This window comes from Faecalicatena orotica (genome assembly GCF_905197545.1).
Classification (GTDB): domain Bacteria; phylum Bacillota; class Clostridia; order Lachnospirales; family Lachnospiraceae; genus Faecalicatena_A; species Faecalicatena_A orotica.
Map to the genome: position 1 here is coordinate 251183 of NZ_CAJJZH010000007.1, position 24690 is coordinate 275872.

A 24690-nucleotide genomic window follows, 5' to 3' on the forward strand; every position below is an offset into this window, starting at 1 on the left:
ATACGGAAAGCAGACTTTAAAGTTTGCCTTCCGTATTTTATGTTATGTTGTACAGAAATGATACACTACTTATCTTTGGGATTCTTCCATACCCAGAAAGCAGCCAGTATACCCGCTATGTAAAGGATATTAACGAGTATGGACGGATTGTCCCTGAGCAGATAGATAACAGCAACAATGGCAACAAGACCCAGTGTCATCTCAAAAGCTTTCAGAATACGTTTTTCCTTAATATTCTTAGCCTCCTGCTGCAACTCACTGCGCCGCTGTTCAAGCTTAAGATATTCCATCAGGTTTTCCTCGCTGATGCGGGAAAGAATCCATTTATCCCGGAAAAATTCTTTATCGTCCCTCTTGAAATGAAAGCGCTTCTTCTCAGGAATATCTTCATTTAGAAAATCATCCTCTGGCTCCGGTTTGATACGTGAAGCAGCCTTTTGTGCAGTCTTTCCTGCAAAATCGGCAGCTTTTTCCGTATATGCAGAGGCTTTATCCGCAATATCAGAAGCTTTTTGGACAACCTTTGCAGCAGCCCCTTCGGCAGGTGTGGCAGTTTCTGCTATATTAACGGAAGGATCCTGAGCCTCTTCAGAAACCTCGGCGGTATTCACGGCAGCCGGTTCTTCGGAATTAAAAGGAACAATATTCGAAGCATCTGCATTAGTCGGAGTAACGGCATCCTCACCGGCTGTTACAGTGCCTTCAGCAGTTGATTTAACAGTTTCATCTTTTACAAGTGTAGATTCTTCAGACACAGATAATACCTCCATTAAGATTTTTCTTAATCATATCAGTTTTTGTCGAAAAACACAATGATTTGCGGCTATCATATTCCTTTTTCAAAATTATCCAGTACATGCGGCAGTAACTTGTCACTATAAGCGGAAAGTGAATATTTACCCTCACACAGTGCCCAGTCATACAAGAGCGCACGCTCATACATGGTGTAGATTTTTACAAGCCCGTCAACAGTAGAAGTCCGGCTGAATTCCCCGGTATCTATCCCTGCCGCTATGATCTCTGTAATCAGCTGAAAATAATAACGGTCATCATCCAGCAGTGACCGGTTATCTTTAGTTACAAGCTGGGAGGAATATAAGGATGCAAGCAGGTTCATGTCGATGCTCGTCTCAATCATATAGAATAATTCGTGGTTCAGCAGTAACAGCTTGTCTCTGGAAGAAAGTGACTGGTCCAGAGTATTGTTGATTTCTTCATATTTCTGGTCGAACAGATCAGATAAAGTAGAAAGAAGGGCATCTTTCCCCTTAAAATAGTGGTAAAAGGTTCCCTTGGATGTCTTTGACAACTTAATAATGTCTTCGACGGTAGTATTGTCGTAACCGTTTTTATAAAATAAATTCCAGGCAGCCTTTACAATTCTGCTTTTGGTTGTCTGTTTTTTACGTGGCATAATACCCTCACTTCCTTGTAAATGCGCAGCTGTCAGGATATGTGAATAATAACTGAGAGGCTGCATACAGTTGTTTCTTTTTAGCTTGTATTATAGTATAGCATAAGTTGGAGTCCGCTACAAACAAAAAGAGGAAAATGAAGATTTCCCCTTCATTTTCCCCTTATATATAAGGACTAGGACTGTTTCTTATTTTCCTCTGGATACTTTGAAACCGTATCTGAGCGGATCATCCGGATCGATTACATAAGTTGACTCTCCTGTGATATAGGCGCTTCCTGTAATTTGAGGAATGACTGCTTTGAATTCCCCTACTGTTGCTTCTTCCTTTATAACACCTTTGAACTGGGAACCGATAAAGCTTTCGTACACGAAAGGCTCTCCGATCTTTATCTGGCCGCGGGAATAAAGTGTTGCCAGCTTTGCACTTGTTCCTGTTCCGCACGGTGAACGGTCAGCCATGTAATCACCGAAAATAACTACGTTGCGGTAGTCACATCCGTCAGTTTTTGTATGGCAGTAAAGCTCAGCCAGGTCTACGGTAGTGATGTCAAGTTCAGGATGCTTAATCTCTACTTCTTTATTAACTTGTTCAATGACCTTCATTCCGAAATTGGTTAATTCAGGAATAGACTCTTTGTTAACTGTCCAGCCCATCTGCTCGATATCTACGAGGGCGAAGAAACTTCCGCCGAATGCAATATCGTATTTTACTTCTTTGCCGTCGACAACGGTCGTCAGATTTTCTTTATATAAGAAAGCAGGCACATTTGTCAAGGTTACGTTCAGAACCTTTCCATTCTTAACTTCTGCCTTTACACGAATAAGTCCGGCCGGAGCGTCTAATACTACTTCTGTATACGGTTCAACAGCAGGAACGAGTCCGGCTTCGATCAGAGCCGTTGTTGTTCCGATCGTCCCATGTCCGCACATGTTCAGATATTCACCCGTATCCATGAAGATAACACCGAAGTCTGCTTCCGGATTAACAGGCTCTGTAACGAGTGCACCAAACATATCATGATGGCCGCGCGGTTCGAACATGAGTGCCTGACGGTATTTATCATAGTTTTTTGCAAGGTACTGCTTGCGTTCCATCATGGAGTCCCCTTTTAACTCAGGAAATCCTGACATAATAATACGGGTGAACTCTCCGACAGTGTGTGTGTCGATTGCCTTAAATGATGCTTCGAATGCATCCAGGTTAATTTTGGGATTGTAATTCATTACTTTTCCTCCTAATTGGTAGTTTATAGAACTTGTCTATAAGCGATTTAATAACAGGAATAAAATAACCTATTATATAGAAAGTATCCTGCAAAATACGGAGCCCAAATTGATAAAAAATCGACGAATAGACCGCGTTCTAGTACGAAGTTCAGTTTATATTAATTATTATGTACGAAAACCCTTGAAAAGTCAACGATTATTTGTTAATATAAAAAACAGATAAAGTAAAAAATAAAATATCAAATTGAATGTGTAATTTTGATAATTTGATATCCGCGGCTAAAGTGACAACGGCCCGGAAAGCTTGGAAAAACTGAATATGGGGGTAGAAGGGTAACTGGTGTGCCTCCTGGTCTTCAAAACCAGTGTTGGGCGTTAGGAGCGTCCTGGGTGGGTTCGATTCCCACATGCCTCCGCCAAAAATCAGATTTGTGAGATTAATTTCACAAACTTACTATATATAAGGAGCAGCGTATGCTGCCTTTTGTTTGAAAAAATATTGTAAAAGCTGGTCGGGCAGAGATAAAACAGCCTGCAGAAGCATGGCAGATGCCGTGTGTCAGCCGCTTTACTTATAGAAAAGATAAATAATATATAATCTAAAAGGAGAAACAGGTCATGGGAAAGTTACAGTTTTTGCTAAGACAGCATGTAGGTGCTCCATGTGAGCCGGTTGTGAAAGCCGGGGACAAAGTGGAGAAGGGAACACTGATTGCCGTCCCGAATGGACTGGGAGCCAACATTTTTTCCAGTGTCTATGGAAGTGTCGAGTCTGTTCTTGAAGACAGAATCGTCATTGTTCCGGATGAGGAACAGAAGGATGCGTTTGTACAGATCCATGAAGGCAGCCCGCTGGAGATGGTGAAGGAAGCCGGAGTGGTCGGAATGGGCGGGGCCGGATTCCCGACAGGCGTCAAACTGGGGACAGATTTAAAAGGTGGTTACATTCTTGTGAATGCGGTTGAGTGTGAACCGGGACTGTACCATAATATCCGTCAGATTGAAGAGAATATGGAGATGACTCTCAAAGGTGTAAAATATTGTATGGAAATCTCCAATGCTGCAAAAGCTATTTTTGCAATCAAGGCTAAGAATAAAAAAGCGGTAGATACTATCCGTGAAGCGATTAAAGGAGAGGAAAATATCTCTATCCACCTGCTTCCGGATATTTATCCAATGGGCGAGGAACGTGCGGTTGTAAGAGAGACTCTCGGAAAGCTGCTTGATCCTACACAGCTTCCGTCAGCAGCGGATTCGGTTGTGATTAATGTAGAGACAGTACTGCGTGTTGCAGAAGCGATAGAACTGAGAAAGCCATGCTATAGCAAGAACCTGACGGTCATTGGCAAGTTAAACGGCGGGAACCAGCCGCATGTTTATATGGATGTTCCGGTAGGGACAAGCGTGGAGGATATGATTGAATGTTCCGGTGGAATTGATGGTGTGTATGGGGAAATCATCATGGGCGGACCATTTACAGGAAAGGCAGTTGCGATGGATGCACCGGTTACAAAGACGACCGGGGGTATTATTGTAACAATAGATTTACCGGACCTGCACGGCGCACCGGTAGGGCTTCTTGTCTGCGCATGCGGTGGAAATGAAGAGCGTATGCGTGATATCTGCGAAAAGATGCATGGAGAGGTTGTATCTGTAGCAAGATGTAAGCAGGCGATTGAGATGAAAAACGGGACACTGAAATGTGAGAATCCGGGCAACTGTCCGGGACAGGCCCAGAAGTGTCTGCAGTTTAAGAAGGACGGCGCCGAATATATTATCATCGGCAACTGCTCTGATTGTTCCAATACAGTTATGGGATCTGCACCTAAGATGAAACTGAAAGTGTTCCATCAGACAGACCATATTATGAGGACAATTAATCATCCATTATATAGAAGATTAACAGTTTCTAAGCAGGTGGACCAGCTTCCGGACGGCCGGTAAGACTGAGAGCCCTGTTGGAAAATAGATATTTCCCGGGGAGTTGATATCCGGGAAGGTGTTTACAATGTTACTATATGGAACTGGCGGATACGTCAGTCCATATACAGTGCCGCACAAGTGTGTGTGCCTGCCTGAAGGACCAGCACAGCGGTCCTTGGGATATAAGATAAAAGGAGGAAAGAAAGTATGTCAATTACAGCTGAAACAGCGAAAGAACATGCGAAGGATCCTGCGGTGCTTTGCTGCAGGGCAGAAGAAGGCATAACAATTCAGGCATCCAACCTGGAAGATCCTGCCATTTTTGATGATCTGGTAGATTCAGGACTTTTGGACCTGGAAGGTGCATTGACGATCGAACAGGTGTTAGGCGCAAAGCTTACAAAGACCTGTGATTCTCTGTGTCCTTTAACAGCGGATGTTGTAGAAGGTGCCAAGGTGATTGAAGAACCAGCTAAAGAGGAAGCACCTGCTGCAGAAGAAGCTCCGGAAGTTATCGCACCGCCGGCGCCGCCAGTACCACCATCTGCACCGGGCGGAGTGCTGAAGATTCATATTGGGGAAGGTAAGGATATTGATATAGAGCTTCCTGTAGGAATTGCAGGGGGAGCTGCACCGGTTCCGGCACCGCCGGTACCTGTACCGCCAGTTGTGGCACCAGTTCCGTCACCAGCTGCTGAAGAGAAGGTTGTCAGGACTCTTACAAGAAAGCATTATAACATTACGGAAGTAAAGCGCGGACCGGAGACAAAGATCGAAGGAACAACACTGTACATCCGTGAGGGAATTGAAAAAGACTGCATCGATTCTCAGGAACTGGTTTACGACCTGAAGATCGATATTATCACACCAGAAGATTACCACACATATTCAGAGACAATCATGGACGTACAGCCGATCGCCTGCAAAGAAGGTGAAGATGAAATCGGAAGCGGTACAACAAGAGTACTGGACGGCGTGATCATGATGGTTACAGGTACAGATGCAAATGGAGTGCAGATTGGGGAATTCGGCTCTTCAGAAGGCTATCTGGATGAGAATATCATGTGGAACCGTCCGGGAGCACCTGACAAAGGTGAAATCTTCATCAAGACTCAGGTGACGATTAAAGAGGGAACTAACATGGAAAGACCGGGCCCTCTTGCAGCTCATACGGCTACAGACCACATTACACAGGAGATCAGAGAGGCGTTAAAAGCATTGGAGGACGACTCACTGGTTGTTGATACACAGACATTTAACCAGATCAGAAGACCGGGTAAGAAAAAAGTTGTTATTGTAAAAGAAATCATGGGACAAGGTGCTATGCATGATAACCTGATTCTCCCGGTAGAACCGGTCGGCGTACTTGGGGCAAAGCCGAATGTTGATCTTGGCAACGTACCTGTCTGCGTATCTCCGTTAGAGGTGCTGGATGGATGTATCCACGCTTTGACCTGTATCGGACCTGCATCAAAGGAGATGTCCAGACATTACTGGAGAGAGCCGCTCGTACTTGAGGCGCTTCATGATACAGAAGTGGATCTTTGCGGTGTCATCTTCGTTGGAAGCCCGCAGATCAACGCAGAGAAATTCTATGTTTCAAAACGCGTTGGTATGATGGTAGAGATGATGGATGCTGATGGGGCATTCGTTACTACAGAAGGCTTCGGTAACAACCATATTGATTTTGCTAGTCATCACGAGCAGATCGGAATGCGCGGAATCCCTGTTGTTGGTATGTCTTTCTGCGCAGTTCAGGGGGCTCTGGTCGTTGGTAACAAATACATGACCAATATGGTTGATAACAATAAATCTGAATCTGGTATTGAGAACGAAGTACTCGCATGCAACACACTTTGCCACGAAGACGCAGTCAGGGCTCTTGCAATGCTGAAGAATGCAATGTCAGGCGAAGAGGTTAAGACAGCAGAGAGAAAATGGAATCCAAACGTAAAAGCGACAAACGTTGAGCTGATTTCAAATGTAACAGGAAAACCTGTTGAGCTTGTAAAAAATGAGCAGTCTCTGCCAATGAGCCAGAAGAGAAAAGAGAAATACGACTAAGATGAAAGAATTAATGTATGGTGATAAGATTATACGTATGGAAGGGGTTATTGTAGAGATTCATGACGGCTGTGTCGGAATTGACCTGAAGGGCCGGCTTGGATACTTAAAGATACCTATGAGGATGCTGATTACAGATTATCCTCTGGTCGTGGGACAGGAAGTGGCATGGAACATGAGTTTTGTGGAACAGCTTGGACCGGAAGCCAATGAGAAATACGTGAGTAATCTGGACACATATAACAGACGCCAGGAAGAAATGCGTAAAGCGAACGCAGAAACCAAGGAGGTAGAAGAATGAGCTTGACAACCACAAAAGGTTTACAGTCAGAAATTTACGTTCCGATTACTCCTCCGGCAGTTTGGACACCTGTAACAAAAGAGTTAAAGGATATGTCCATCGCCCTCGCAACAGCAGCCGGGGTACACTGCAAGAGTCAGGACAGATTCAATCTGGCAGGTGACTCTACATGGAGAAAGATAACGAACGATACACCATCAAGTGAATTGATGGTATCCCACGGTGGATATGATAACGGTGATGTGAACAAAGACATCAACTGTATGTTCCCGATAGACAGAATCCACGAACTGGCAGCAGAAGGATTCATCAGATCCTGTGCACCGGTACATGCCGGGTTCATGGGTGGCGGTGGAAACCAGGAGAAATTCAAAAACGAAACAGGACCTGCAATTGCACAGATGTTCAAAGAAGAAGATGTGGATGCAGTCATCCTGACCGCTGGCTGAGGCACCTGCCACCGCTCTGCAGTTTTGGTGCAGAGAGCAATTGAAGAAGCTGGAATACCGACAATCATTATTGCAGCTCTTCCTCCGGTCGTTCGTCAGACCGGTACACCACGCGCCGTAGCTCCGTTAGTACCGATGGGTGCCAACGCAGGTGCGCCGAATGATGTAGAAATGCAGACAGCAATTGTAAAAGCAACACTTGAACAGCTCATCAAGATCGAGACACCGGGCAAGATAGTACCGCTGCCGTACGAGTATGTAGCAAAAGTGTAACTGCTTAGTACAGGACTGTGCATTTACTGCACGGTCCGTGCGAAAACGTTGGACTGTCAGGAGCAGGCCCCATCGCCAAAGGCGATTTTTATGGGCTTGCGGTGTAACTGTTCATGGTTCTGAACAGTTACACAAAAGTGTAATATACAGACACAAAAAGGGGCATTCCGGTGGAATTGTCCTTTTTTTGTCACACAACTCAGAAAACGAACCTCAAAGGGGTCTGACCCCTTTGAGAATTTGGAGGTGATTTGTATGTCAGAAAAGGATCTGCGCCGTCTGGTTATCAAGGCATTTCATATGGACCGGGTCATGGAGGGCGAGGAAAACCGGATAACTCCGGATGGACTTATGACCATAAATAAAGGATGTGCTGCGAAGATGATTGAAGCGGAGCCCCTGATTGAGAATGCCGGGATCAGGGTGATACCGCCGGGCGGGCATGATTGTTGGACGAATACGATTATGGATATTATCCCGGTTTCGACAAAGGTGCTGGGGAAGCTGGGAGAAGGGATTACTCATACTCTGACAGGTGTCTATGTTGTTTTGACAGGAGTGGATACGGAAGGAAAACAGACACATGAGTTTGGGTCTTCAGAAGGTGTGCTGCAGGATAAGCTTTATCTGAACCGGGCGGGGACTCCTTCGGGGGAGGATTACATCATTTCTTTCGATGTAACTTTGAAAGCGGGCGTGGGACAGGAACGGCCGGGGCCGATGGCGGCACACCGGGCCTGTGACAGATTTATCCAGATTTTCAGGGAGCAGCTTAAGAAGATGAAAGGGGATTTGTGCACAGAACGGCATGAATATCACGATGTGGTCCGCGAAGGCGGGAAAAAAGTAGTCATTATAAAGCAGGTGGCTGGGCAGGGGGCTATGTATGATACGTGGCTGTTCCCGAAGGAGCCGTCGGGAGTAGAAGGCGGACATTCGATTATTGATATGAAAAATATGCCTTTGGTTCTGACACCCAATGAATACCGGGACGGAATGATACGTTCTATGCAGTAAGAATAGGAGGAATGTAAGATGGGAATAGGGCCTTCAACGAAAGAAACAACGCTTCACCATTTTCGCGACCCCCTTCTGGATGTTGTGGCATCGGATGAAGACATAGACCTACTGGGCGTGATTATAGTGGGGACCCCGGATGATAATGAAGAAAAGATGCTCGTCGGAACGCGCGCCGCGGTTATGGCTGAGTGTATGCGTGCCGACGGGGCAATTCTGTCATCTGATGGATGGGGAAACAGCGATGTAGATTTTGCAAACACGTGTGAACAGCTCGGAATCCGTGGTATTCCGGTTACGGGTTTGAAATTCAGCGGTGTAAACGGCGGCTTTGTTGTGCAGAATAATTATCTTTCTGGAATAAAGGATACGAATAAAAGCGAAGAGGGTATCGAGACATGTGTGGTTGGAGAAAATAATATCACAGAGCTGGATGCAAGAAAAGTGACGGCTATGCTGAAGCTAAAGATGAGACAGCATGAAAGAAAGGGTGTATAGGAATAGACCTGCTATTTAAAAAGCGAAAAGCACGACCGTGGTCGTGCTTTTCGCTTTTGGTATGTCATTGAGAGGTTTTTCCTCGTTGCCTTGCAGTTTGTATCATATACAAATCTGGGGAATGTCCTACAATGGGGATGTATATATTAATTGGAGTTTACCAGCGCAGGACAGTTCTTGGGGGAAACTGTCGGCGATGGCATAACTGCAACAGCAACCATAAGTATGGTCTGGTTATCTGCATAGCAGAATGATAACTTGAATCCGGACAGCTCAGGAAGTATAAAATCATATGCTGAGGCTTTTTTATAAAAAGGCGCTTTCCGAATCTGGGGAAACCGCCTTTAGTCGCTGTCCTGTAAGTTGCTTACACTATATCACTTTACCACGGTGATGTCAAGCGCATAAAAATAATTTTTTGGACTTTTATGTCAGTTAAGCATAAAAACATTGCAATTTCTATAGAAACAGCGTTATACTTTTCTGGCAGGATAATGGAAAAGAAGAGTATTTTAAAGAGTTTCTTCTATATAAATATGTTTTGAAAATATGAATAATGAGTGGGATTTTCTAAAATATAGATTGTACGAAAAAAAATACAAAAAATATTAAAAACCACTTGAAATATATGGATGAATCCGTTATACTGAAAAAGCTGTGGCATGATAGCGATGAAGTGTGAGGTTGCTGCCGATTGCAAAGAGCAAGATGGCAGGTTTTCCACGGAGCGAATGTCAAGTTAGGAAACTGACGACAAGTCACTGTACGAATCACAACTGATTACTGATTATCAAAGATAAGAGGTATGAAACAACGTGTGAGTTTCTCGCGACACACACGGGAGAGTGTACAGTCACCGCTTGTCGTACTAAAGCAAAAGTACGAAAAGGAGGCGACTTTTTTTATGGCAAGTCAAGTAATGAGAATCACATTGAAGGCATATGATCACCAGCTGGTTGATGCATCTGCAAAGAAAATCATCGAAACTGTAAAAAAGAACGGATCACAAGTGAGTGGACCAGTGCCACTTCCGACTAAGAAGGAAGTAGTTACAATCTTAAGAGCTGTACACAAGTACAAAGACTCCAGAGAGCAGTTCGAACAGAGGACTCATAAGAGACTCATCGATATCATTACACCAACACAGAAGACTGTGGACGCATTATCCAGACTGGAAATGCCGGCCGGTGTTTACATTGATATCAAAATGAAAAGCAAATAAACAGTATTCCTAAAATTTAGGATGAGCGCATAACGCGTTCCGCTGTAAATCACAGGAGGTAATTATAATGAAGAAAGCTATCTTAGCTACTAAAGTCGGAATGACTCAAATCTTCAACGAAGATGGAGTATTGACTCCGGTAACCGTACTTCAGGCTGGACCATGTGTAGTAACACAGATCAAGACAGAAGAAAATGACGGTTACAATGCTGTTCAGGTTGGTTTTGCTGACAAGAAAGAAAAGATTGTCACAAAAGACAAGAGCGGCAAAAAAGAGATCGCACACAGAAATGGTGTGACGAGAGCTGAAAAAGGACACTTTGACAAAGCAGGTGTTTCAGGCAAAAGATATGTAAAAGAATTTAGATTTGACAATGCACAGGAGTATACACTGGCTCAGGAAATCAAAGCTGATATCTTTGAAGCAGGAGATAAGATCGACGCTACTGCAGTATCAAAGGGTAAAGGTTTCCAGGGTGCAATCAAGCGTCACAACCAGAGCAGAGGACCTATGACTCACGGTTCTAAGTTCCACCGTCACGCTGGTTCTAACGGTTCTGCTTCAGATCCGAGTAAAGTATTCAAGGGCAAGAAGATGCCTGGTCAGATGGGTAACAAGAAAATAACAGTTCAGAATCTTGAAATTGTAAGAGTTGATGCTGAAAACAATCTGCTTTTAGTAAAAGGCTCTGTACCGGGACCGAAGAAGAGTCTCGTGACAATCAAAGAAACTGTAAAGGCTGCTAACTAGTCTGACTGACGAAGAAAGGAGGAACACACAGATGGCAAACGTATCTGTTTATAATATCGAAGGTAAAGAAGTTGGTACAATCGATTTGAACGATGCCGTATTTGGTGTTGATGTGAATGAACACTTAGTACACATGGCAGTTGTAAGCCAGCTCGCAAATAATCGCCAGGGAACACAGAAAGCAAAAACACGTTCTGAAGTTTCCGGAGGTGGAAGAAAACCATGGAGACAAAAAGGAACAGGTCATGCAAGACAGGGTTCTACAAGATCTCCTCAGTGGACAGGCGGTGGAGTTGTATTTGCTCCGGTACCGAGAGACTACTCTTTCAAAATGAACAAAAAAGAGAAGAGAGCAGCTCTGAAATCTGCTCTGACTTCCAGAGTAGAAGAACAGAAATTCATCGTAATCGACGAATTAAAGTTCGATGAAATCAAGACAAAGAAATTCCAGGAAGTATTAAACAACCTGAATGTAAACAAAGCACTGGTTGTTCTGGAAGATGACAACAAAAACGTGGAAATTTCTGCAAGAAATATCGCAAACGTAAAGACAGCTCATACAAATACAATCAACGTATTTGATATCTTAAAATACAACACAGTAATCACTACAAAAGCTGGTGTTGCAAGTATTGAGGAGGTGTACGCATAATGGCTAACGTTCAATATTATGATGTAATCCTTAAACCAGTAGTAACTGAGAAAACTATGGAGCTGATGGCAGATAAGAAATATACTTTCTTAGTCCACACAGAAGCAACTAAGTCTCAGGTTAAAGAAGCTGTTGAAAAAATGTTCGCAGGAACAAAAGTAAAAAGCGTAAATACTATGAATCTTGATGGTAAGACAAAGAGACGTGGTATGACTTACGGAAAGACAGCTAAGACAAAGAAAGCCATCGTTCAGTTAACAGATGACAGTGCAGATATCGAGATTTTCGAAGGTCTGTAAGATGGCACTATAGCCGCGAAGCGCGGGGAAACCCGTAAAGCGGCCCATATACGCATAAAAGCGTGACAACAAATAAATCGGTAAACGAAAGGAGAGAAAGTAATGGGAATCAAAACATATAACCCATATACACCTTCCAGAAGACAGATGACTGGTTCTGATTTCTCTGAAATCACAAAGACTACTCCTGAGAAATCCTTACTGGATTCCAAGAGCAGAAAAGCTGGTCGTAATAATCAGGGTAAAATTACAGTTAGACACCGCGGGGGCGGAGCTAAGAAAAAATATAGAATCGTCGATTTCAAGAGAAAGAAAGACGGTATTCCGGCAACAGTAATCGGCATCGAATACGATCCGAACAGATCCGCTAACATCGCACTGATCAGCTATGCTGACGGCGAGAAGGCTTACATCCTTGCTCCGGAAGGATTAAAGGACGGAATGAAAATCATGAACGGACCAGAAGCAGAAGTAAGAGTAGGAAACTGCCTGCCTCTTTCTGAGATTCCGGTCGGAACACAGATCCATAACATCGAATTATATCCTGGAAAAGGCGGACAGCTTGTTCGTTCAGCAGGTAACAGCGCACAGCTGATGGCTAAAGAAGGAAAGTATGCAACACTCAGACTTCCATCTGGTGAGATGAGAATGGTTCCAATCATTTGCAGAGCATCTGTTGGTGTCGTAGGAAACGGAGAGCACAACCTGATCAACGTTGGTAAAGCAGGACGTAAGCGTCACATGGGTATCAGACCTACAGTACGTGGTTCCGTTATGAACCCGAACGACCATCCACATGGTGGTGGTGAAGGTAAGACAGGTATCGGACGTCCAGGTCCATGTACACCTTGGGGTAAACCGGCACTCGGTCTTAAGACACGTAAGAAAAACAAAGCTTCTAACAAGTTAATCGTAAGAAGAAGAGATGGAAAAGCAATTAAATAATTCAGTTTACAAGGAGGTTAGAACCTATGGCTCGCTCACTTAAAAAAGGACCATTTGCAGACGAAAGCTTACTGAAAAAAGTAGACGCTATGAACGCTGCAGGTGATAAATCAGTTATTAAGACATGGTCACGTCGTTCTACAATCTTCCCGTCATTCATTGGACACACATTTGCTGTCCATGACGGAAGAAAACATGTGCCTGTATATGTTACAGAAGATATGGTTGGACATAAACTCGGAGAGTTCGTAGCAACCAGAACATACAGAGGACACGGAAAAGACGACAAGAAGTCAAAAGTTAGATAATAGCAAGATATTCGAAAGGAGGGCTTATCAATGGCAAAAGGACATAGATCCCAAATCAAGAGAGAAAGAAATGAACAGAAAGATACAAGACCGTCAGCTAAGATTTCTTACGCAAGAGTATCAGTTCAGAAGGCTTGCTTCGTATTGGATGCCATCAGAGGTAAGGACGTACAGACAGCACTTGGTATTTTAGCTTACAATCCAAGATATGCTTCTAGTATTATAGAGAAATTATTAAAATCAGCGATCGCAAATGCTGAGAATAACAACGGTATGAATGTTGAGAACCTTTATATTGAAGAATGCTACGCAAACAAGGGACCAACAATGAAGAGAATCAGACCAAGAGCACAGGGCAGAGCTTATAGAATCGAGAAGAGAATGAGCCACATCACAATCGTGCTTAATGAAAGATAATAAGGAGGGCAATAATGGGACAGAAAGTTAATCCTCATGGCTTAAGAGTCGGCGTTATCAAAGACTGGGATTCCAAATGGTATGCAGAAAAAGATTTCGCAGACAACCTGGTAGAAGACCATGAAATCAGAAAATTCCTTAAAAAGAAATTATACAGCGCAGGTGTTTCAAGAATCGAAATCGAAAGAGCATCTGACCGCGTTAAGATCATCATCTATACAGCTAAGCCTGGTGTAGTAATCGGAAAAGGCGGTTCTGAGATCGAAAAAGTGAAAGCTGAATTAAAGCAGTTCACAGACAAGAAGCTGATTGTTGATATTAAAGAAATCAAGAGACCTGACAAAGATGCTCAGTTAGTAGCTGAGAACATTGCTCAGCAGCTTGAAAACCGTATTTCATTCAGACGTGCTATGAAATCCTGCATGTCAAGAACAATGAAATCAGGTGCACTCGGAGTTAAGACATCTGTATCAGGACGTCTTGGTGGTGCTGATATGGCTCGTACAGAATTCTACAGCGAGGGTACTATCCCGCTTCAGACACTGAGAGCTGACATTGATTATGGATTCGCAGAAGCTGACACAACTTACGGAAAAGTCGGTGTAAAGGTTTGGATTTACAAAGGCGAAGTTCTTCCGACTAAAGCAGATAAGGAAGGGAGCGATAAATAATGTTAATGCCAAAAAGAGTTAAACGTCGTAAACAATTCCGTGGTAATATGAAAGGAAAAGCCTTAAGAGGAAATACCATTTCATACGGAGAGTACGGTATTATTGCAACAGAACCATGCTGGATTCGTTCTAACCAGATCGAGGCAGCCCGTGTTGCTATGACACGTTATATCAAGCGTGGTGGTAAAGTTTGGATCAAAATTTTCCCAGACAAACCGGTAACAGCTAAACCAGCAGAAACTCGTATGGGTAGTGGAAAAGGAACATTGGAGTACTGGGTTGCAGTCGTTAAGCCAGGCCGTGTAATGTTTGAAATTGCAGGAGTACCTGAGGAAACAGCTAGAGAGGCACTTCGTCTTGCAATGCATAAGTTACCTTGCAAATGCAAAATCGTTTCTCGCGCAGACTTAGAAGGCGGTGATAACAGTGAAAATTAATACATTTGTACAAGAATTAAGAGGAAAATCTGTAGAAGAATTAAATGAAGAATTAGTAGCTGCTAAGAAGGAACTTTTTAACTTAAGGTTCCAGAATGCAACTAATCAGTTAGATAATACAAGCAGAATCAAAGAAGTAAGAAAGAATATCGCCCGTATCCAGACAGCGATAACAGAAGCAAGCCGATAGTGCTTAGTGAGGTTACTCACGAACTTAGCACGCAGGCTGTTCTTGGCTGATAGTGATTAGTGAGGTTATTTACGAACTTAGCACGCAGGCCGTTCTTTGAGATTAGCGAGGTCTTTTCGAGCTTAGCGAAAAGAACTTCATTATGTATATATAAACATCCTGAAAGGAGTAAGACTGTGGAAGAAAGAAATCTTAGAAAAACCCGTACAGGCAAGGTTGTCAGTGACAAAATGGACAAAACAATCGTTGTCGCAGTTGAAGACCACGTTAAGCATCCACTTTATAAGAAGATCGTAAAAAGAACTTATAAACTGAAAGCTCATGATGAGAAAAATGAGTGTAACGTTGGAGATACAGTAAAAGTTATGGAAACAAGACCATTATCTAAGGATAAGAGATGGAGACTTGTAGAAGTTATGGAAAAAGCAAAATAATATGCCCGCATTATGTTGGACACTTTGTCCATAAAGCAGGTTTATGTTGGACATAAGTTCAATAAGCGTATAATTTGAAGGAGGTTTACCTGCATGATACAACAAGAAAGTAGACTTAAAGTAGCAGACAACACAGGTGCTAAAGAGTTACTGTGTATCCGTGTACTTGGCGGTTCTACAAGAAGATATGCCAATATCGGAGATGTGATCGTTGCGACTGTTAAAGATGCAACACCAGGCGGCGTTGTAAAAAAAGGTGACGTTGTGAAAGCTGTAGTTGTCCGTACTGTTAAAGGCGCACGTCGTAAAGACGGTTCCTATATCAGATTCGACGAAAATGCTGCTGTTATTATAAAAGACGATATGAACCCACGTGGAACACGTATTTTTGGACCAGTAGCCAGAGAGCTCAGAGACAAGAAGTTTATGAAGATTGTTTCTTTAGCTCCGGAAGTACTGTAGGGAGGTGCCGAGAATGTCAACTATGAAGATCAAAAAAGGTGACACTGTTAAAGTGATCGCTGGTAAAGATAAAGACAAAGAAGGCAAAGTAATTGCTGTTAATAAAAAAGACGGAAAAGTTCTGGTTGAAGGCGTTAACATGCTGACAAAGCATACAAAACCAAGCGCTGCTAACCAGAATGGCGGTATCATCCATCAGGAAGGACCAATTGATATTTCCAATGTAATGTATGTACACAAAGGAACAGCTACAAGAATTGGTTTCAAGATGGATGGAGATAAGAAAGTACGTTTTGCTAAATCAACAGGCGACGTAATTGATTAATTCAAGGAAGGAGGTCCTTTAACTTTGAGTAGACTGAAAGAAACATACCAGAATGAGATCGTTGACGCAATGATCAAAAAATTTGGATATAAAAATATTATGGAAGTGCCGAAACTTGATAAAGTTGTTATCAACATGGGTGTAGGCGAAGCGAAAGACAATGCGAAAGTATTAGAGTCAGCAGTCGCTGATCTTGAGAAGATTTCAGGACAGAAAGCAGTTCTTACAAAGGCTAAGAACTCTGTCGCAAACTTCAAAATCAGAGAAGGCATGGCTATCGGATGTAAAGTTACTTTAAGAGGAGAAAGAATGTATGAATTCGTTGATCGCCTGATCAACCTTGCATTGCCTCGTGTACGTGACTTCAGAGGTGTTAACCCGAACGCATTCGACGGAAGAGGTAACTACGCTCTTGGTATCAAGGAGCAGCTGATTTTCCCTGAAATCGAGTACGATAAAGTAGATAAAGTCAGAGGTATGGATGTAATTTTTGTTACAACAGCTAAGACTGACGAAGAAGCTCGTGAATTATTGACTCAGTTCAATATGCCATTCACTAAGTAAAGGAGGGAAATTCATGGCTAAGACATCAATGAAAATCAAACAGCAGCGTGATGCAAAATATTCTACAAGAGAATATAACCGCTGCAGAATCTGCGGACGTCCACATGGATATTTAAGAAAATATGGAATCTGCCGTATTTGCTTCCGTGAACTGGCATACAAAGGACAAATCCCAGGTGTAAGAAAAGCAAGCTGGTAGACATGATTTTCTTAGTGCGTGCGTCGCACACACTTAGAAAATCAGTCGTTCTTCGGGCAAAGCACGAAGAACATCCTTAATGAAGGAAGCTGTCAACTTTAAAAGAAATAGGAGGTCAATAATCAATGACTATGAGTGATCCAATCGCAGATATGCTTACAAGAATCCGTAATGCAAATACTGCTAAACATGATACAGTTGATGTTCCTGCATCAAAGATGAAGATGGCGATTGCTGAGATTCTTTTCAATGAAGGTTATATTGCAAAATATGACATCGTTGAAGACGGAAACTTCAAGACAATCCACATCACTTTGAAATACGGTGCAGATAAGAACGAAAAAGTTATTTCCGGTCTGAAGAGAATCTCAAAGCCAGGACTTCGTGTATACGCTAACAGCGAAGACATCCCGAGAGTACTGGGCGGACTTGGAACAGCAATCATTTCTACAAACAAAGGTGTAATCACAGACAAAGATGCCAGAAAGCTCAACGTAGGCGGAGAGGTTCTTTGCTTCGTTTGGTAGGCACTGAACACTTAATAAGTGCATAGCACGAATTTAGTGTGAAGGTCGTTCTTTGGACGAAGGACAAAGAACTTCCATACAACGAAACTGAAAACAGAGAAGCCTTCGCAGCTTCTCCGAGAATTTAAGTTATAGGAGGTACGGTATGTCACGTATAGGAAGACTGCCAATTGCAATCCCGGCAGGTGTTACTGTTGATATTGCAGAGAATAATGTAGTGACTGTAAAAGGTCCTAAAGGAACTCTTTCAAAAGAGCTTCCGACAGAGATGGAAATCAAAAAAGAAGGCGAAGAAATTATCGTCACAAGACCGAATGACCTGAAGAGAATGAAATCTTTACATGGTCTGACAAGAACACTGGTCAACAACATGGTTGTTGGTGTAACAGACGGATACCAGAAGGTTCTGGAAGTTAACGGTGTTGGTTACAGAGCAGCAAAAGCAGGAAACAAATTGACATTAAGCTTAGGATACTCTCATCCAGTTGAGATGACTGATCCGGAAGGTGTTGAGACCGTTCTGGAAGGTCAGAATAAAATTACTGTCAAAGGTATCGATAAAGAAAAAGTAGGCCAATACGCAGCTGAAATCAGAGACAAGAGAAGACCGGAGCCATACAAAGGCAAGGGTATTAAGTATGCTGATGAAGTAATCAGACGTAAAGTTGGTAAGACTGGTAAGAAATAATTAAGGAGAGTGTGAAAATGGTTAGTAAGAAATCTAGAAGCGAAGTTCGTAGAAAAAAACACATGAAATTACGTAACCGTTTCAGCGGTACTGCTGAAAGACCACGTTTAGCTGTGTTTAGAAGTAATAATCATATGTATGCTCAGATTATTGACGATACAGTTGGAACTACACTTGTTTCAGCTTCCACTCTTCAGAAAGACGTGAAAGCAGAATTAGAGAAAACCAACAACGTTGATGCAGCAGCATATTTAGGAAAAGTTATTGCCAAAAAGGCAGAAGAAAAAGGTATCACAGATGTTGTCTTTGACAGAGGCGGCTTTATATACCAGGGTAAAATCAAAGCATTAGCAGACGCAGCCAGAGAAGCTGGGCTGAATTTCTAAGAAGGGAGAACACATATGAAACAAGAACGTATTGATGCTAGCCAGATGGAATTAACAGAAAAAGTGGTATCAATTAAGCGTGTTACCAAAGTTGTTAAAGGTGGTCGTAACTTCAGATTCACAGCTTTAGTAGTTGTTGGCGATGGTAAAGGCCATGTTGGTGCAGGTTTAGGAAAAGCTACTGAAATTCCGGAAGCTATCCGCAAAGGAAAAGAGGATGCAGCTAAGAAGCTGATCACTGTTGCAATGGATGACAACGAAAGTGTAACACATGATGTTATCGGAAAATTCGGAAGTGCTTCTGTATTACTGAAGAAAGCTCCGGATGGTACAGGAGTTATTGCCGGAGGACCGGCACGTGCGGTAATCGAGATGGCAGGAATCAAGAACATCCGTACAAAATCTTTAGGTTCTAACAATAAGCAGAACGTAGTTCTTGCTACAATCGAGGGACTCAGAGAGATTAAGACTCCGGAAGAAGTTGCAAAACTTCGCGGTAAATCAGTAGACGAGATCGTAGGCTAAGAAGCTGGAGCTGTGCTCTAGCGCATATGAAGCATTCCGTAGGAGGTAAAATAGGATGGCAAATTTAAAAGTTACACTGGTTAAGTCTACAATCGGTGCTGTGCCTAAACATAAAAAGACTGTTGAAGCTCTGGGACTTAGAAAGCTCAACAAGACAGTTGTATTATCTGATAATGCAGCTACCAGAGGTATGGTACAGCAGGTTAGACACTTAGTGAAAGTTGAAGAAGCATAAATTATAAAAGATAAGGAGGTAATATCATGGACTTATCAAACTTGAGACCAGCAGACGGCTCTAAGCAGAGTGATAATTTCAGAAGGGGCCGTGGACACGGTTCTGGAAATGGTAAGACAGCCGGTAAAGGCCATAAAGGTCAGAAAGCCCGTTCAGGAGCAACAAGACCAGGCTTTGAAGGTGGTCAGATGCCTTTATACAGAAGAATACCAAAGAGAGGTTTCACATGCAGAAACTCTAAAACAATTGTTGGTATTAACTTAAATGCTTTAGAAGCATTTGAAGATGGCGCTACAGTTTCAGTTGAAACATTAATTGAGAGCGGTATCGTAAAGAATCCAAAAGACGGTGTTAAAATTCTTGGAAATGGAGAGTTAACTAAGAAGCTCACTGTTCAGGCAAATGCATTTAGTGCAAAAGCAGCTGAAAAGATAGAGGCCCTTGGTGGAAAAGCAGAGGTGATCTAATGCTAGATACTGTACGAAGAGCATTTCATATCGAAGATATCAGAAAAAGACTTTTCTATACTTTCGTAATGCTGGTCGTTGTAAGACTTGGTTCCCAGCTGCCAACGCCGGGAGTGGATCCGACCTATATTCAGAATTTTTTCGCGAATCAGACCGGTGATGCATTCAATTTTTTTGATGCATTCACCGGCGGTTCCTTTACTCAGATGTCAGTGTTTGCATTAAGCATTACACCGTACATTACATCTTCCATTATCATGCAGCTTCTTACCATCGCGATTCCAAAACTGGAAGAGATGCAGAAAGAAGGCGAAGACGGAAGAAAGAAGATCGCAGCGATTACCCGTTATGTCACGGTTGCACTTGCACTGATTGAATCAATTGCTATGGCAGTTGGATTCGGACGTCAGGGACTTCTTGTAGAATATAACTTTGTAAATGCTGCTATTGTAGTATGTACACTTACAGCAGGTTCTGCATTCCTGATGTGGATTGGTGAGCGTATTACAGAAAAAGGAGTGGGCAACGGTATTTCCATCGTCCTGCTTATCAACATTATTTCCCGAATACCCGATGACTTTGCCCAGCTCTTTACACAGTTTGTAAAAGGCAAGACGATCGCAAAGGGAGGACTTGCAGCAATCATTATCATTGCAGTCTTACTGGTTGTAGTTGTCTTCGTTATCATCCTCCAGGGTGGTGAGAGAAGAATTGCAGTACAGTATTCCCAGAAGGTACAGGGAAGAAAAACATACGGCGGACAATCTACACATATTCCGCTGAAAGTGAATACAGCTGGTGTTATCCCGGTTATCTTTGCATCATCACTGATGCAGTTCCCGACCGTTATCGCTTCCTTCTTAGGAAAAGGGAACGGCACAGGAATTGGAAGCCAGATCCTGAAGGGTATGAATTCCAATAACTGGTGTAACCCTGAAAATTTAATATATTCATTAGGACTGATTGTGTATATCGCACTTACTATTTTCTTTGCATATTTCTACACATCAATTACCTTTAATCCGCTGGAAATTGCAAACAACATGAAGAAGAGCGGTGGATTTATTCCAGGTATCCGCCCGGGTAAGCCGACTGTTGAGTACTTACAGAGGATACTGAACTACGTTATCTTCATCGGTGCATGTGGACTTGTTATTGTTCAGGTAATCCCATATTTCTTCAACGGTGTATTCAAAGCAAATGTTTCCTTCGGCGGAACATCTTTGATCATTATCGTTGGTGTAGTATTGGAGACAATCAAACAGATTGAGGCACAGATGCTTGTACGTAATTATACAGGTTTTTTGAATAGTAAAGGAAATTCCATGAAGAACAGTTTCCTTGGATATTAATTTAAACTATTTAGCTCGCCTGAGTTTTGTCCCAATAAGGATAAAACCGGCGGGTTAAAGTGCTATATGGAGGATACATTTATGAAGATTATTATGTTAGGGGCTCCTGGGGCAGGCAAAGGAACACAGGCAAAAAAAATTGCAGCAAAGTATGATATCCCTCACATTTCCACAGGTGATATTTTCAGAGCTAATATTAAGAATGGGACAGAGCTTGGACAGAAGGCTAAGACCTTTATGGACCAGGGCCTCCTTGTTCCGGACGAACTGGTGGTAGACCTTGTAGTAGACAGAGTCAATCAGGACGACTGCACAAAGGGATATGTACTTGATGGGTTCCCGAGAACAATTCCGCAGGCGGAAGCTCTGGATAAGGCACTTTCAGGTTTAGGACAGAAGATGGATTATGCCATCAATGTTGAGGTGCCTGATGAAAACATTATCCGCCGTATGTCAGGAAGAAGAGCATGTGTGGACTGCGGAGCTACTTACCATCTGGAATATGCTCCGACAAAAGAAGAAGGAATCTGTGATGTCTGCAAGGGGAAACTCATCTTAAGAGATGATGATAAACCGGAGACAGTTAAGAAGCGCCTTGGTGTTTACCACGAGCAGACTCAGCCTTTGATTGAATATTATACAAACGCTGGTATCCTGAGAGAGGTAGACGGAACGATTGATATTGACGATGTCTTTGCAGAGATCGTGAAGATACTTGGAGAATAATATGGTATTTTCACCGGGAATGCTTGTCAGATCTAAAAAAGGACGGGACAAAGGCTGTATATATGTCATAATTGATGTCAATGCTGAATATATATATCTGGCAGACGGTTTGGATAGAACTGTCTGCCATGCAAAACGAAAGAATAAAAAGCATCTGCAGGTAATAAAGAAGACAGTTTGTCCTTCTTATGCAGATGATGAAGCGATTAAGGAAAAGATTAGTAGTTATTCTCGTTTGGACACGAATGAGAATAGTAAAGTGCCAAACGTGCAGGAGGATTAGAAAGTATGTCAAAAGCTGACGTGATCGAAATTGAAGGAGTCGTAGTAGAGAAGCTGCCTAACGCAATGTTTAAGGTGGAGCTGGAGAATAAGCATATTGTGCTTGCACATATCAGCGGAAAACTGCGTATGAACTTCATTAAGATTTTACCAGGTGACAAAGTGACGTTGGAAATGTCTCCATATGACCTGAGCAAGGGAAGAATTGTCTGGAGAGATAAGTAAAAAAAGTATTGACTTTACCGTAAGAACAGTGTTATAATATGAAATGGCTGTTTTTGGATAGGTGTGCCCAAAACCGGCTCGTAACATATGGTAAAGCAAAGGATGGAAGGAGGATTTGACATGAAGGTTAGATCATCAGTAAAACCAATCTGCGAAAAATGCAAAATCATTAAAAGAAAAGGAAGCGTCAGAGTAATCTGCGAGAATCCGAAACACAAACAGAGACAAGGCTAGAGCACTTAGCGAAAGCAAGCTGTAAGCGCAGCTTGAGGTTAGTGCAAAGCCTGTTCGAAGGAACTTAACGAGGTATTTTCGAGTTTAGTGAATCGAACTTCCTTATAAAAGGACCGGAGAAGCAAGGCAATGTTTGTGTAATTAATTAGGCGGCTGACAGCGCGACACGCCAGGAGGTGTGTGGGGCTGTTTAATATACAGTAGGGATACACCGTACTGCTTGGAATGCAGAAAATGCAGTGGTGGTGTCTTTTGTATATTGCTTATAATACCCGGGTGTCATTTGCGGGAAATAAACCGTGCCGGGAAAGGGCGTGCATGAATGTGTGTGCCTGGATGCTTTTGGAGAACAGAAACACCTTTCTGGAAACCAGGGGACATCCCAGTTAGGGACAATATGAAAACAGATTTGAAATGGAGGAAAGACACATGGCTCGTATTGCAGGTGTAGACTTACCAAGAGACAAACGTGTAGAAATCGGCTTAACTTATATCTATGGAATCGGTAGAACAAGCGCAAGCCGTATTCTGGCAGAAGCAGGAATCAATCCTGATACCCGTGTCAGAGATTTAACTAGTGAAGAAGTAAAGAAGATCAGTGAAGTAATCGATGAGACTCAGACAGTAGAAGGTGATCTCAGAAGAGAAATCCAGCTGAACATCAAGAGACTGAAGGAAATCGGATGCTACCGCGGAATCCGTCATAGAAAAGGACTTCCGGTACGTGGTCAGAAGACTAAGACTAATGCAAGAACATGCAAGGGTCCTAAGAGAACTGTAGCGAATAAGAAAAAATAATGTGCCTGAATTAAGCTGCATCTGCTATGCGGCTTAGAGCACATGACAGAAAATCGAAAATAACAAGTATTCAAGAAAGTAGGTTAGTTTAAATGGCTAAGAAAGTTACCAAAAAAGTGACAAAGAAACGTGTCAAGAAAAACGTTGAACGAGGACAAGCACACATCCAGTCATCTTTTAATAATACAATCGTTACATTAACAGATGCACAGGGAAATGCTCTTTCATGGGCAAGTGCAGGCGGTCTGGGATTTAGAGGTTCAAGGAAATCTACTCCATATGCAGCACAGATGGCAGCTGAGACAGCAGCAAAAGCAGCATTAGTACATGGTCTGAAAACGGTAGACGTTTTTGTAAAGGGTCCAGGATCAGGAAGAGAAGCAGCAATCCGTGCGCTTCAGGCATGCGGTATTGATGTAACAAGCATCAAGGACGTAACTCCGGTACCACATAACGGATGCCGCCCACCGAAACGCAGAAGAGTATAGTGATCGAGAGATATCAGAGTCGATAACAGATATTCAGGAGAAACTTTTGTGCGGATGCAAAGCCCCTGTGAGGGATATGATTTTCCGCTGATATTTTAGGAGGAAGCGAAATGGCAGTAAATAGAGTTCCAGTTCTTAAAAGATGCCGTTCATTAGGTATGGACCCAATCTATTTAGGAATCAACAAAAAATCTAACAGACAGTTAAAAAGATCAAACAGAAAAATGAGCGAGTATGGTCTTCAGTTACGTGAAAAACAGAAAGCTAAATTTATCTATGGTGTATTAGAGAAACCTTTCAGAAACTACTATGCGAAGGCAAAACAGTTAGAAGGTATGACAGGTGAAAACCTGATGATCATTCTTGAGACCAGACTGGACAACGTAATGTTCCGTATGGGATTCGCAAGAACAAGAAAAGAAGCAAGACAGATTGTTGACCACAAGCACGTACTTGTTAACGGCAAGCAGGTAAACATCCCATCTTACCTTGTAAAAGCCGGAGATACTATTGAAATCAAAGAAAAGCACAAAGGAAGCCAGAGATATAAAGATATCTTAGAGGCAACAGGCGGAAACATGGTTCCTGAATGGTTAGATGTAGATGCAGAAAACCTGAAGGGTACAGTAAAAGAGCTTCCAAGAAGAGAAGCAATTGATGTTCCTGTTGATGAGATGTTAATCGTCGAGTTATATTCTAAATAATCTTTAGG

The 24690-nt window shown here is 42.6% G+C and carries 39 protein-coding genes and 1 tRNA gene; 37 read left to right on the top strand and 3 right to left on the bottom strand.

Annotation, left to right across the window (positions count from 1 at the left end):
- Positions 1 to 65: 65 nt before the first annotated feature.
- The 3 genes from ABIN22_RS16005 to ABIN22_RS16015 form a co-directional block, all read right to left on the bottom strand.
- Entirely contained in the window at positions 66 to 755 is a 690-nt protein-coding gene (locus tag ABIN22_RS16005; RefSeq protein ID WP_346909922.1) for a hypothetical protein, read from the bottom strand.
- Between the two features lie 71 nt (positions 756 to 826).
- On the bottom strand, positions 827 to 1414 hold the full coding sequence (locus ABIN22_RS16010) for a TetR/AcrR family transcriptional regulator (RefSeq protein WP_118620271.1): 588 nt from the start codon (positions 1412 to 1414) through the stop codon (positions 827 to 829).
- Between the two features lie 189 nt (positions 1415 to 1603).
- Positions 1604 to 2641 carry a proline racemase family protein gene (locus ABIN22_RS16015; RefSeq protein ID WP_109732249.1) on the bottom strand — a complete coding sequence of 346 codons (1038 nt, stop codon included), beginning with the start codon at positions 2639 to 2641 and terminating at the stop codon, positions 1604 to 1606.
- Between the two features lie 324 nt (positions 2642 to 2965).
- On the opposite strand from ABIN22_RS16015, the gene ABIN22_RS16020 reads away from it, so the two are divergent.
- From ABIN22_RS16020 to rpsD, 37 genes are all read left to right on the top strand, one after another.
- Positions 2966 to 3063, top strand: a tRNA-Sec gene (locus ABIN22_RS16020).
- A 199-nt stretch (positions 3064 to 3262) separates the two neighbouring features.
- Positions 3263 to 4588, top strand: coding sequence for a proline reductase-associated electron transfer protein PrdC (gene prdC, locus ABIN22_RS16025; protein WP_109732250.1), 1326 nt, complete (start codon positions 3263 to 3265; stop codon positions 4586 to 4588).
- A gap of 186 nt (positions 4589 to 4774) precedes the next feature.
- Positions 4775 to 6631 (top strand): D-proline reductase (dithiol) proprotein PrdA, encoded by a 1857-nt coding sequence (prdA, locus tag ABIN22_RS16030; RefSeq protein ID WP_109732251.1) that lies wholly within the window; start codon positions 4775 to 4777, stop codon positions 6629 to 6631.
- 1 nt (position 6632) lies between these two features.
- Positions 6633 to 6932, top strand: a complete 300-nt coding sequence (locus ABIN22_RS16035) for a CBO2463/CBO2479 domain-containing protein (protein ID WP_109732252.1) — start codon at positions 6633 to 6635, stop codon at positions 6930 to 6932.
- Positions 6929 to 7381 (top strand): glycine/sarcosine/betaine reductase selenoprotein B family protein, encoded by a 453-nt coding sequence (locus ABIN22_RS23395; protein ID WP_465220391.1) that lies wholly within the window; start codon positions 6929 to 6931, stop codon positions 7379 to 7381. Before ABIN22_RS16035 ends, ABIN22_RS23395 begins: the two co-directional genes overlap by 4 nt.
- Before the next feature lie 24 nt (positions 7382 to 7405).
- Positions 7406 to 7654 carry a hypothetical protein gene (locus ABIN22_RS23400; RefSeq protein WP_509909732.1) on the top strand — a complete coding sequence of 83 codons (249 nt, stop codon included), beginning with the start codon at positions 7406 to 7408 and terminating at the stop codon, positions 7652 to 7654.
- A gap of 255 nt (positions 7655 to 7909) precedes the next feature.
- Entirely contained in the window at positions 7910 to 8671 is a 762-nt protein-coding gene (gene prdD / locus ABIN22_RS16045) for a proline reductase cluster protein PrdD (RefSeq protein WP_346909926.1), read from the top strand.
- A gap of 18 nt (positions 8672 to 8689) precedes the next feature.
- A complete protein-coding gene (locus tag ABIN22_RS16050; RefSeq protein WP_346909928.1) occupies positions 8690 to 9169 on the top strand; it encodes a glycine/sarcosine/betaine reductase component B subunit in 480 nt (159 codons plus the stop codon).
- A gap of 904 nt (positions 9170 to 10073) precedes the next feature.
- Positions 10074 to 10391: a 30S ribosomal protein S10 gene (rpsJ, locus tag ABIN22_RS16055; RefSeq protein ID WP_087150377.1), complete on the top strand. Its 318-nt coding sequence runs from the start codon at positions 10074 to 10076 to the stop codon at positions 10389 to 10391.
- A gap of 67 nt (positions 10392 to 10458) precedes the next feature.
- The gene (gene rplC, locus ABIN22_RS16060) at positions 10459 to 11142 is read left to right on the top strand and encodes a 50S ribosomal protein L3 (RefSeq protein ID WP_109732256.1); all 684 of its coding nucleotides are present in this window, start codon (positions 10459 to 10461) and stop codon (positions 11140 to 11142) included.
- 31 nt (positions 11143 to 11173) lie between these two features.
- Complete coding sequence (gene rplD, locus ABIN22_RS16065; protein ID WP_109732257.1) at positions 11174 to 11794, top strand: 50S ribosomal protein L4; 621 nt, start codon at positions 11174 to 11176, stop codon at positions 11792 to 11794.
- Positions 11794 to 12093 carry a 50S ribosomal protein L23 gene (rplW, locus tag ABIN22_RS16070; protein WP_109732258.1) on the top strand — a complete coding sequence of 100 codons (300 nt, stop codon included), beginning with the start codon at positions 11794 to 11796 and terminating at the stop codon, positions 12091 to 12093. The genes rplD and rplW overlap by 1 nt, the downstream gene beginning before the upstream one ends.
- Positions 12094 to 12195: 102 nt before the next feature.
- Positions 12196 to 13038: a 50S ribosomal protein L2 gene (gene rplB / locus ABIN22_RS16075; protein ID WP_118620234.1), complete on the top strand. Its 843-nt coding sequence runs from the start codon at positions 12196 to 12198 to the stop codon at positions 13036 to 13038.
- Between the two features lie 26 nt (positions 13039 to 13064).
- Complete coding sequence (rpsS, locus tag ABIN22_RS16080) at positions 13065 to 13346, top strand: 30S ribosomal protein S19 (RefSeq protein WP_109732260.1); 282 nt, start codon at positions 13065 to 13067, stop codon at positions 13344 to 13346.
- 30 nt (positions 13347 to 13376) lie between these two features.
- Positions 13377 to 13763 (top strand): 50S ribosomal protein L22, encoded by a 387-nt coding sequence (gene rplV, locus ABIN22_RS16085; RefSeq protein WP_109732261.1) that lies wholly within the window; start codon positions 13377 to 13379, stop codon positions 13761 to 13763.
- 14 nt (positions 13764 to 13777) lie between these two features.
- Positions 13778 to 14434, top strand: a complete 657-nt coding sequence (gene rpsC, locus ABIN22_RS16090; RefSeq protein WP_109732262.1) for a 30S ribosomal protein S3 — start codon at positions 13778 to 13780, stop codon at positions 14432 to 14434.
- The gene (gene rplP, locus ABIN22_RS16095; protein ID WP_109732263.1) at positions 14434 to 14871 is read left to right on the top strand and encodes a 50S ribosomal protein L16; all 438 of its coding nucleotides are present in this window, start codon (positions 14434 to 14436) and stop codon (positions 14869 to 14871) included. The genes rpsC and rplP overlap by 1 nt, the downstream gene beginning before the upstream one ends.
- Positions 14861 to 15061, top strand: coding sequence for a 50S ribosomal protein L29 (gene rpmC / locus ABIN22_RS16100; protein WP_109732264.1), 201 nt, complete (start codon positions 14861 to 14863; stop codon positions 15059 to 15061). The genes rplP and rpmC overlap by 11 nt, the downstream gene beginning before the upstream one ends.
- Positions 15062 to 15237: 176 nt before the next feature.
- On the top strand, positions 15238 to 15495 hold the full coding sequence (rpsQ, locus tag ABIN22_RS16105) for a 30S ribosomal protein S17 (protein WP_109732265.1): 258 nt from the start codon (positions 15238 to 15240) through the stop codon (positions 15493 to 15495).
- 93 nt (positions 15496 to 15588) lie between these two features.
- Positions 15589 to 15957, top strand: coding sequence for a 50S ribosomal protein L14 (gene rplN, locus ABIN22_RS16110; RefSeq protein ID WP_009001867.1), 369 nt, complete (start codon positions 15589 to 15591; stop codon positions 15955 to 15957).
- A 13-nt stretch (positions 15958 to 15970) separates the two neighbouring features.
- Positions 15971 to 16282 (top strand): 50S ribosomal protein L24, encoded by a 312-nt coding sequence (gene rplX, locus ABIN22_RS16115; RefSeq protein WP_109732266.1) that lies wholly within the window; start codon positions 15971 to 15973, stop codon positions 16280 to 16282.
- 24 nt (positions 16283 to 16306) lie between these two features.
- A complete protein-coding gene (gene rplE, locus ABIN22_RS16120; protein ID WP_118620235.1) occupies positions 16307 to 16846 on the top strand; it encodes a 50S ribosomal protein L5 in 540 nt (179 codons plus the stop codon).
- 13 nt (positions 16847 to 16859) lie between these two features.
- Positions 16860 to 17045, top strand: coding sequence for a type Z 30S ribosomal protein S14 (locus ABIN22_RS16125; RefSeq protein WP_109732268.1), 186 nt, complete (start codon positions 16860 to 16862; stop codon positions 17043 to 17045).
- A 125-nt stretch (positions 17046 to 17170) separates the two neighbouring features.
- Positions 17171 to 17572 carry a 30S ribosomal protein S8 gene (gene rpsH, locus ABIN22_RS16130; protein WP_109732269.1) on the top strand — a complete coding sequence of 134 codons (402 nt, stop codon included), beginning with the start codon at positions 17171 to 17173 and terminating at the stop codon, positions 17570 to 17572.
- A gap of 145 nt (positions 17573 to 17717) precedes the next feature.
- Positions 17718 to 18260 (top strand): 50S ribosomal protein L6, encoded by a 543-nt coding sequence (gene rplF, locus ABIN22_RS16135; protein WP_109732270.1) that lies wholly within the window; start codon positions 17718 to 17720, stop codon positions 18258 to 18260.
- 17 nt (positions 18261 to 18277) lie between these two features.
- Positions 18278 to 18646, top strand: coding sequence for a 50S ribosomal protein L18 (rplR, locus tag ABIN22_RS16140; RefSeq protein ID WP_109732271.1), 369 nt, complete (start codon positions 18278 to 18280; stop codon positions 18644 to 18646).
- A gap of 15 nt (positions 18647 to 18661) precedes the next feature.
- Complete coding sequence (gene rpsE, locus ABIN22_RS16145) at positions 18662 to 19171, top strand: 30S ribosomal protein S5 (RefSeq protein ID WP_109732272.1); 510 nt, start codon at positions 18662 to 18664, stop codon at positions 19169 to 19171.
- A gap of 55 nt (positions 19172 to 19226) precedes the next feature.
- Positions 19227 to 19406 carry a 50S ribosomal protein L30 gene (rpmD, locus tag ABIN22_RS16150; protein WP_346909936.1) on the top strand — a complete coding sequence of 60 codons (180 nt, stop codon included), beginning with the start codon at positions 19227 to 19229 and terminating at the stop codon, positions 19404 to 19406.
- A 26-nt stretch (positions 19407 to 19432) separates the two neighbouring features.
- Positions 19433 to 19873 (top strand): 50S ribosomal protein L15, encoded by a 441-nt coding sequence (gene rplO, locus ABIN22_RS16155; protein ID WP_109732274.1) that lies wholly within the window; start codon positions 19433 to 19435, stop codon positions 19871 to 19873.
- A complete protein-coding gene (gene secY / locus ABIN22_RS16160) occupies positions 19873 to 21225 on the top strand; it encodes a preprotein translocase subunit SecY (protein WP_109732275.1) in 1353 nt (450 codons plus the stop codon). The genes rplO and secY overlap by 1 nt, the downstream gene beginning before the upstream one ends.
- A gap of 81 nt (positions 21226 to 21306) precedes the next feature.
- Positions 21307 to 21951: an adenylate kinase gene (locus ABIN22_RS16165; RefSeq protein ID WP_109732276.1), complete on the top strand. Its 645-nt coding sequence runs from the start codon at positions 21307 to 21309 to the stop codon at positions 21949 to 21951.
- Position 21952: 1 nt separating this feature from the next.
- Positions 21953 to 22234: a KOW domain-containing RNA-binding protein gene (locus ABIN22_RS16170; protein WP_109732277.1), complete on the top strand. Its 282-nt coding sequence runs from the start codon at positions 21953 to 21955 to the stop codon at positions 22232 to 22234.
- A gap of 5 nt (positions 22235 to 22239) precedes the next feature.
- Positions 22240 to 22458: a translation initiation factor IF-1 gene (infA, locus tag ABIN22_RS16175; protein WP_109732278.1), complete on the top strand. Its 219-nt coding sequence runs from the start codon at positions 22240 to 22242 to the stop codon at positions 22456 to 22458.
- Positions 22459 to 22578: 120 nt separating this feature from the next.
- Positions 22579 to 22692: a 50S ribosomal protein L36 gene (gene rpmJ / locus ABIN22_RS16180; protein ID WP_073105013.1), complete on the top strand. Its 114-nt coding sequence runs from the start codon at positions 22579 to 22581 to the stop codon at positions 22690 to 22692.
- 429 nt (positions 22693 to 23121) lie between these two features.
- Positions 23122 to 23490 carry a 30S ribosomal protein S13 gene (rpsM, locus tag ABIN22_RS16185; protein ID WP_109732279.1) on the top strand — a complete coding sequence of 123 codons (369 nt, stop codon included), beginning with the start codon at positions 23122 to 23124 and terminating at the stop codon, positions 23488 to 23490.
- A gap of 92 nt (positions 23491 to 23582) precedes the next feature.
- Entirely contained in the window at positions 23583 to 23978 is a 396-nt protein-coding gene (gene rpsK, locus ABIN22_RS16190; protein WP_009001882.1) for a 30S ribosomal protein S11, read from the top strand.
- Positions 23979 to 24088: 110 nt separating this feature from the next.
- The gene (rpsD, locus tag ABIN22_RS16195) at positions 24089 to 24682 is read left to right on the top strand and encodes a 30S ribosomal protein S4 (RefSeq protein WP_109732280.1); all 594 of its coding nucleotides are present in this window, start codon (positions 24089 to 24091) and stop codon (positions 24680 to 24682) included.
- The last annotated feature ends 8 nt before the right edge of the window (positions 24683 to 24690 follow it).